Origin of the sequence: Pseudomonas sp. MF6776 (assembly GCF_016613125.1) — a bacterium.
Classification (GTDB): Bacteria; Pseudomonadota; Gammaproteobacteria; order Pseudomonadales; family Pseudomonadaceae; genus Aquipseudomonas; species Aquipseudomonas iridis.
Genome location: NZ_JAENSQ010000017.1, coordinates 121629 through 128898, shown reverse-complemented (window position 1 = coordinate 128898; position 7270 = coordinate 121629). Strand labels below are relative to the sequence as shown.

Below are 7270 nucleotides of genomic sequence, written 5' to 3'. Positions count from 1 at the left end.
CAGGCTGAAGCCTTGGGTACGACCGATTTGAATGGTGGCGCGCTCTTCAACGCTGAGTTCGGTATAAGACATAGGGGCAGCACCGTACCGGAAAGGTCAGGTGTTGCACTCAGTTTTTGCCGCCGCCGACATTAATGCAGACGGTAAGCAAGAAGCTGTAATTTCCCGTTATAACAATGGCTATGCGAACAATCTCAAACCTGATGCAGTTGTCACGACTTACGCCAACGCCCAGGGGGAATACGACCGCGCCGAAGGGGTGGATGATGTCGAGGGAAATGACGGGGTAGATGAATTTGACACGGACACCTATACCGTCGCGGCGAGTCTGGCCTCGAAGTTGGCAGGTTTGAGCACTGTGGGCGAGGGTCGCCTGTACAGCTGCATCCTCATATCGTCTGACGGTCAAGCGAGAACGGCTAAACCGACATGCGTGAATATTGATCTATTCAAAGTTTCAAATCACGATCTGTCTCAGCCTGACGCTAACGTAAAGTTAAAGATCAATGCCACAGGTTTTTATAAGGTGGAGGATACATTGGAGGGCGAAGGCAAATTCAACATCGATGCTGACGGTGATGAAGACTCTGATGCCAATGACAAACTGATTTTCGTCAATATCGCGAATTCGTTTGTTTCAATGAGAGGCTTCGCTGGATGAACCCGTTGCCCGACTCGCGTTAACCGGGTCGCCGAAAGGAATTGATTGGCAATGAATAGCCCTGCATAAACCATCTATGCAGGGCTTTCTTTTGCGCCGATTAAAACGCAGTAAAACTTTCTGTTACGGATTGACGATACTCACATAAGCCTTGGCCAATGCCTCCAACTTGGCCTTGTCATCGCTATCAATATCGCCGTCGCCGTCCACATCCTTCTTATCGGTGCGGATGGTGAACGACTTGCCACGATCGCTGGACACCGCGACAACATAAATCGAATCAACCAAGGACTCGGTCGACAGCTGCTCTTCCGCGTCCCAGCCCAGTTCCTTGCGAGCAAGTTGCATCGAAACAATGGTATTGGGCTCAGATTGGCTCGGCAGCATCATTTGCAGAAAAACACCACGCTGATTGAGAAACGACATAAATTAAATCCTTTTATAATTAATACACAGGCATCAGTGCCGGTAAGTTGCGAAGGCTATATTTGATAACTTCCCTTCACAACCAAACATATGTTTCCCGGGTTGTCTCTGGTTCTAACTATTTATATAAACAGCGAACAGAATCGCGAGAATGATCCGCGACGGCTTTTCTGTGGCCGAACGGTACTGGATCGTCCCGGTCCTGCTCATATACTGTATGCATATACAGACACGAGGTTCGCCCAATGATCAGCCCTCTCCCCCCTCGCGGTCGCGGCACCGCGACCAACCCGCACAACCGCTTCGCGCCAAACCGCTCGGTGGCGGAGGACGACGGCTGGTATCAGGAAGTGCCCGAAACGCAAAACACCGAGGTGATGATCGAAACCGCAAAAACCATCATTACCCGCAACACTTCGCCCGACCTGCCCTTTGATCGCTCCATCAATCCCTATCGCGGCTGCGAGCATGGCTGCATCTATTGCTACGCTCGGCCCAGCCACGCCTATTGGGACATGTCGCCCGGGCTGGACTTCGAAACCAGGCTGATCGCCAAGACCAACGCCGCGCAGGTGCTGGAAGAACAGTTGAGCAAACGCGGCTATCAATGTGCACCGATCAACCTGGGTTCCAATACCGATCCGTATCAGCCGATCGAACGCGAACATAAAATCACCCGTCAGATCCTCGAAGTGCTTTTGCGCTATCGGCATCCGGTAACCATCGTCACCAAGGGCTCGCTGATCCTGCGCGATCTCGACTTGCTGACCGAACTGGCGCAGCAGCGACTGGTGGCCGTGATGATCAGCCTCACGACGCTGGACGACGAACTCAAACGCATCCTCGAGCCGCGCGCCGCAGCGCCCAAGGCGCGGTTGCGGGCGATCCGGGTGATGCGCGAAGCGGGCATTCCGGTCGGTGTGCTGTGTTCACCGATGATTCCGATGATCAACGACAGCGAGATCGAAGGACTGCTCACCGAAGCCCACGCTGCCGGTGCGCAAAGCGCTGCGTACATGATGCTGCGCCTGCCGCTGGAGGTGGCGCCGTTGTTTGAGGAATGGCTGCAAGCGCACTACCCGCAACGGGCAGCACACGTGCTGAGCCTGATTCGCCAGAGCCGTGGCGGTGAGCTTTATGACAGCCGTTTCGGTGCGCGCATGCGGGGCGAAGGGCCGTTCGCCGATCTGCTCGCCCAGCGCTTTGCCAAGGCGATCAAGCGTCTTGGCCTCAATCATCGCGAAGGCTACAACCTTGATTGCACAGCCTTCTGTCCGCCGGGTCGCCAGATGTCGTTGATTTAGCGACAATTGCCTTATGGTCGAGGGGTTGGAAACCTTCCGCCGAAACCTCAGTCACGTTTTTTGTGACCTGGAACACACGTTCTAGAGCGTTTGATTCAGTTTGAGTTAAGTTTCGGCGGCTACCTTGTTCATCGAGTGACTGACGGGTCGGGATGACCCGGATGTTTTAAACAGCCACTGGCTTCATACCGGAATACCGGGGCAAGACTCCCTGAATCCGCCAAAGAGGATGAATCATGAGTGACAAGGATAAACAGCCGCTGGCTGCGTCGGCGCAAACCCCTGAAGCGGAATCCGCCGATGCAGCGCTGCGACAGATCGTAGACGGCTTTTTACATTTTCATCATGAGGTCTTCCCGCAGCAGGAAGAACTCTTCAAGAAACTCGCCACGGCACAAGCGCCCAAGGCGATGTTCATCACTTGCGCCGACTCGCGCATCGTTCCCGAACTGATTACCCAGAGCTCGCCCGGCGATCTGTTCGTGACGCGTAATGTCGGCAACGTCGTACCACCTTACGGCCAGATGAACGGCGGCGTTTCCACTGCCATCGAATACGCGGTACTGGCGCTGGGCGTGCAGCACATCATCATCTGCGGCCACTCCGATTGCGGCGCCATGCGTGCGGTGCTCAACCCCGATAGCCTGGAAAAAATGCCGACGGTCAAAGCCTGGTTGCGCCACGCCGAAGTCGCGAAAACCATGGTGCATGAGAACTGTCACTGCGCCGACGAAAAAGAAAGTATGCCGATCCTCACCGAGGAAAACGTCATCGCCCAATTGCAGCACTTGCGTACCCATCCCTCGGTAGCCTCACGCATGGCGAACGGTCATCTGTTCATCCATGGCTGGGTCTACAACATCGAAACCAGTGAAATCAAAGCTTACGACGCGGATCAGGGCCGTTTCCTGCCGCTCGATGGCAGCCATCCGATTCCGGTGGCCACGCCCAAAGCGCGCTTCTAAATCTTCCTGACAATCTGTGTGGTTTGACGCCGGCCGCTGTTTCAGCGGCCCGGCCTCGCCACGCCTGAAGAAAACTTCGGGAGAATCACCATGCGTGCTGCTCAATTGAAAGCTGTGTTGCCACGGGAGCTGCTCGCATCCGTGGTTGTGTTTTTGGTCGCCCTGCCGTTGTGCATGGGCATTGCAATCGCTTCAGGGTTGCCGCCAGCGAAGGGTTTGATCACCGGAATCATCGGTGGTCTGGTGGTGGGCTGGCTGGCGGGTTCACCGTTACAGGTCAGCGGGCCGGCGGCGGGTCTGGCGGTTTTGGTGTTCGAACTGGTGCGCCAGCACGGTATCGAGATGCTCGGGCCGATTTTGCTACTCGCCGGTTTCCTGCAACTGGTGGCCGGGCGACTGAAGCTCGGCTGCTGGTTTCGGGTCACGGCGCCAGCGGTGGTCTACGGCATGCTTGCGGGGATTGGCGTGTTGATCGTGCTGTCACAGGTGCATGTGATGCTCGATGCGTCGCCGAAACCTTCCGGGCTGGATAACCTCACGGCATTCCCCGCCGCAGTGGCGCAAGCCTTGCCGTCGTTTGGCTGGCAGGCAGGCCTGCTCGGGTTGTCGACGATTGCGGTGATGTGGCTGTGGGAGAAATTCCGCCCGCACTCGCTGCGGTTCGTTCCCGGCGCATTGCTCGGTGTTGGCCTGGCGACGGGCGCCAGTCTGCTGCTGGCGTTGCAGGTGAAGCGGGTTGAGGTGCCGGCGAATCTGGCGGAAGCCATCGACTGGTTGAAACCGGCAGACCTGCTCAGTCTGGCCGATCCGACGCTGCTGATCGCCGCGTTCGCCGTGGCGTTTATCGCCAGCGCGGAAACCCTGTTGTCGGCCGCCGCGGTAGACCGCATGCACAATGGCGTGCGTTCGGACTTCGACCGTGAACTCTCGGCGCAAGGTGTCGGCAACATGCTCTGCGGTCTGCTCGGCGCACTGCCGATGACCGGGGTGATCGTGCGCAGTTCGGCCAACGTCCAGGCCGGTGCAACCACGCGTTACTCGACGATCTTCCATGGTCTGTGGCTGCTGGCGTTCGTGCTGTTGCTGTCGAGTGTGCTGCAAAGCATTCCGGTGGCGAGTCTGGCGGGTGTGCTGGTGTATACCGGCTTCAAACTGGTCGACCTGAAAGCCTTCCGTGGTCTGAGCCGTTATGGGCGGATGCCGATGTTCACCTACGCCGCCACGGCGCTGGCGATCATCTTCACTGACCTGCTGACCGGTGTGCTGATCGGTTTTGGTCTGACGCTGGTGAAACTGGCCTTCAAGGCCTCGCGCCTGAAGATCAGCTTGATCGACCTGCCGCCGGAAGGGGAAATGGAGTTACGCCTGATCGGCGCGGCGACCTTCCTCAAAGTACCGGCGCTGACCCAGGTGCTTAACACGATTCCAGCAGGCTCGACGGTGCATGTGCCGCTCAATAATCTGAGCTACATCGACCATTCGTGTCTGGAGTTGCTGGAAGAATGGGGCCGGGCGAATGCGGCAAAGGGGTCGAAACTGGTGATCGAGTCGCGTGGGTTGAAGCGACGGCTTGAAGGCAGGGTGCGGACCAATACCGGAATCGGCGCAGCCGGCTAAACATTTATTGTGAACACAACCCTGTGGGAGCGAGCCTGCTCGCGAAAGCGGTATATCAGGCAACAGAGATGTTGAATGATCGACCGCATTCGCGAGCAGGCTCGCTCCCACATTGGATTTGTGGTGTGTGAAAGTTACGCAGCAGGCTGATCCAGCTCCAAACCCACACCCAATCGGCGGCTCATGCAAGGCCAGCGTTTCCACGCCGCACCGGTCTCAGGGCTGCTGAGTTTTTCGCGGTAGATCTCGACTGATTCCAGCGCAAAACTTTCGTCGTTGAGCATCTCGTCGATGGCGTGATGTACCGCTTCGTCCAGTTGGTTGGCAAATTCCTCACCGATCAACTGGTGAGCAATCAAGTTGGCGACCGTCATGTCCAAGGGGATCAAGGGCTGGCCGAAATGCTTGATGTACAGGTCATTGACCTCTTCGACAAAACGGTGTGCCAGATAGGCTTCGTCCAGCAGGCTGTCCAGGCCAACGTGCCCGGCCATGATGGCTGGCGGCTGGAGGAAGTACTGCTCGGCGATTCTGAGCACCGGTTTGATCTGCGATTCAATTCCCGCTTCCCTGGCGACTTCGTTGGCTGCATCCAGCAGGTCCGGTACTTCATCGATGTAGGCGGCGACAAAACGCGTCAGCACACCATTGGCGTCGGCTTCCGGCAATTGGATCGCCGGGTGTAAATGAGGCAGCTTGCTTTCCAGCTGACGGGTCAGCAGGCCGGTTTCTTTCTCGTGCTGTTGGGCTTTTTGGATCTGCTCGCGCAATGCGGCGGTGTTCATGAAAACTCCAGGGAACAAGGCAGTGAAATAGGGAAGACATAAGTTAGCTGGCTTACGAAAAATGCTAAGACGCATTTGTCATAATTATTTCATCCTTGATGCGCCCGCGTTATATCTGTTTGCCACCACTCGTCTGCATCCTTCTCCATTCCTGCCCTTGAACGCAAGTGCTCGCTGTTTCAGATCATTTACGAGCAAACATTGCAATTCTCAGTCGCTGTCTATACTCGCCAGTGAATGGAGTTAGCTGATGACGCCCGACTGCACCCGCAGCAAGGCTCGGCGATTCAAGTTCGTAGTCTGATGCAGCCGCTCCCTTGCCGCAGGCGAAAGCCTCCGGGATAACAAGAACGATAAGGGGAACCCGCAATGATGCGACATCCACACGTCTGGATGGGCCTCCTGTTGTGGTCGATTTTCAGCCCGGCCAATGCGGCCTGGACTGTGAATATGGCGCCTGGAGCGACTGAAATCAGTCACGCAGTATTCGACCTGCACATGACCATTTTCTGGATCTGTGTGGTGATCGGGGTCATCGTCTTCGGCGCCATGTTCTGGTCGATGATGGTGCACCGCCGCTCTACCGGGCAGGTCGCCGCAAAATTCCACGAAAGCACCACCGTCGAAATTCTCTGGACCGTCGTACCGCTGCTGATTCTGGTAGCGATGGCCGTGCCGGCGACCGCCACCCTGATCAAGATGTACGACAGCAGTGAGCCGGATATCGATATCCAGATCACCGGTTATCAGTGGAAGTGGCATTACAAATACCTGGGTCAGGACGTCGAGTTCTTCAGCAACCTGGCCACTCCCGCCGAGCAGATCCAGAACAAGGAAGCCAAGGGCGAGCATTACCTGCTTGAGGTCGACAAGCCGCTGGTGCTGCCGACCGGCGCCAAGGTGCGCTTCCTCGTGACCTCCGCTGACGTGATCCATTCCTGGTGGGTGCCGGCCTTTGCGGTCAAGCGCGATGCGATTCCGGGGTTCGTCAACGAAGCCTGGACCCGCGTCGACAAACCGGGCATTTACCGTGGCCAGTGCGCCGAACTGTGCGGCAAGGATCACGGCTTCATGCCGATCGTGGTCGAGGTCAAGGATAAAGCCGACTACGAAACCTGGCTCGCCGAGCGCAAAGCCGAGGCTGCGCAGCTCAAAGAACTGACCAGCAAGGAATGGACCCTCGATGAGCTCAAGGAGCGCGGCGACAAGGTCTATCACACCGCTTGCGTCGCCTGTCACCAGGCCGAAGGCCAGGGCCTGCCGCCGATGTTCCCGGCGCTCAAAGGCTCGAAAATCGCCACCGGCCCGATCAAGGATCACCTGAGCATCGTCTTCCACGGCAAGCCCGGCACCGCCATGGCGGCGTTCGGCAAACAGTTGTCGGAAGTCGATATTGCCGCCGTTGTGACCTACGAACGTAATGCGTGGGGCAACAACAAGGGCGACATGGTGACGCCAAAAGAAGTGCTGGAGCTGAAACAGGCGGAAAGCAAATGAGCCGGTCTATTGCGT

General features: G+C 57.1%; 7 protein-coding genes. 5 read left to right on the top strand and 2 right to left on the bottom strand.

Annotation, left to right across the window (positions count from 1 at the left end; genetic code table 11):
* The first annotated feature begins 100 nt into the window (after positions 1-100).
* Positions 101-661 (top strand): hypothetical protein, encoded by a 561-nt coding sequence (locus tag JJD74_RS19625; protein ID WP_200616597.1) that lies wholly within the window; start codon positions 101-103, stop codon positions 659-661.
* A 123-nt stretch (positions 662-784) separates the two neighbouring features.
* On the opposite strand, the gene JJD74_RS19620 is transcribed toward JJD74_RS19625, so the two are convergent.
* The gene (locus JJD74_RS19620; protein WP_042556980.1) at positions 785-1087 is read right to left on the bottom strand and encodes a hypothetical protein; all 303 of its coding nucleotides are present in this window, start codon (positions 1085-1087) and stop codon (positions 785-787) included.
* A gap of 245 nt (positions 1088-1332) precedes the next feature.
* Here JJD74_RS19620 and JJD74_RS19615 point away from each other — a divergent pair, with 245 nt between their 5' ends.
* From JJD74_RS19615 to JJD74_RS19605, 3 genes are all read left to right on the top strand, one after another.
* Positions 1333-2391 (top strand): PA0069 family radical SAM protein, encoded by a 1059-nt coding sequence (locus JJD74_RS19615; protein WP_042556979.1) that lies wholly within the window; start codon positions 1333-1335, stop codon positions 2389-2391.
* A 236-nt stretch (positions 2392-2627) separates the two neighbouring features.
* Positions 2628-3356 carry a carbonic anhydrase gene (locus JJD74_RS19610; protein WP_047299211.1) on the top strand — a complete coding sequence of 243 codons (729 nt, stop codon included), beginning with the start codon at positions 2628-2630 and terminating at the stop codon, positions 3354-3356.
* Positions 3357-3446: 90 nt separating this feature from the next.
* Positions 3447-4973 carry a SulP family inorganic anion transporter gene (locus tag JJD74_RS19605; protein ID WP_042556977.1) on the top strand — a complete coding sequence of 509 codons (1527 nt, stop codon included), beginning with the start codon at positions 3447-3449 and terminating at the stop codon, positions 4971-4973.
* Between the two features lie 134 nt (positions 4974-5107).
* On the opposite strand, the gene JJD74_RS19600 is transcribed toward JJD74_RS19605, so the two are convergent.
* Positions 5108-5758: a hypothetical protein gene (locus tag JJD74_RS19600; RefSeq protein ID WP_042556976.1), complete on the bottom strand. Its 651-nt coding sequence runs from the start codon at positions 5756-5758 to the stop codon at positions 5108-5110.
* A 369-nt stretch (positions 5759-6127) separates the two neighbouring features.
* Between JJD74_RS19600 and coxB the strand changes: the two genes are divergently transcribed.
* Positions 6128-7255: a cytochrome c oxidase subunit II gene (coxB, locus tag JJD74_RS19595; RefSeq protein WP_042556975.1), complete on the top strand. Its 1128-nt coding sequence runs from the start codon at positions 6128-6130 to the stop codon at positions 7253-7255.
* Positions 7256-7270: the final 15 nt, after the last annotated feature.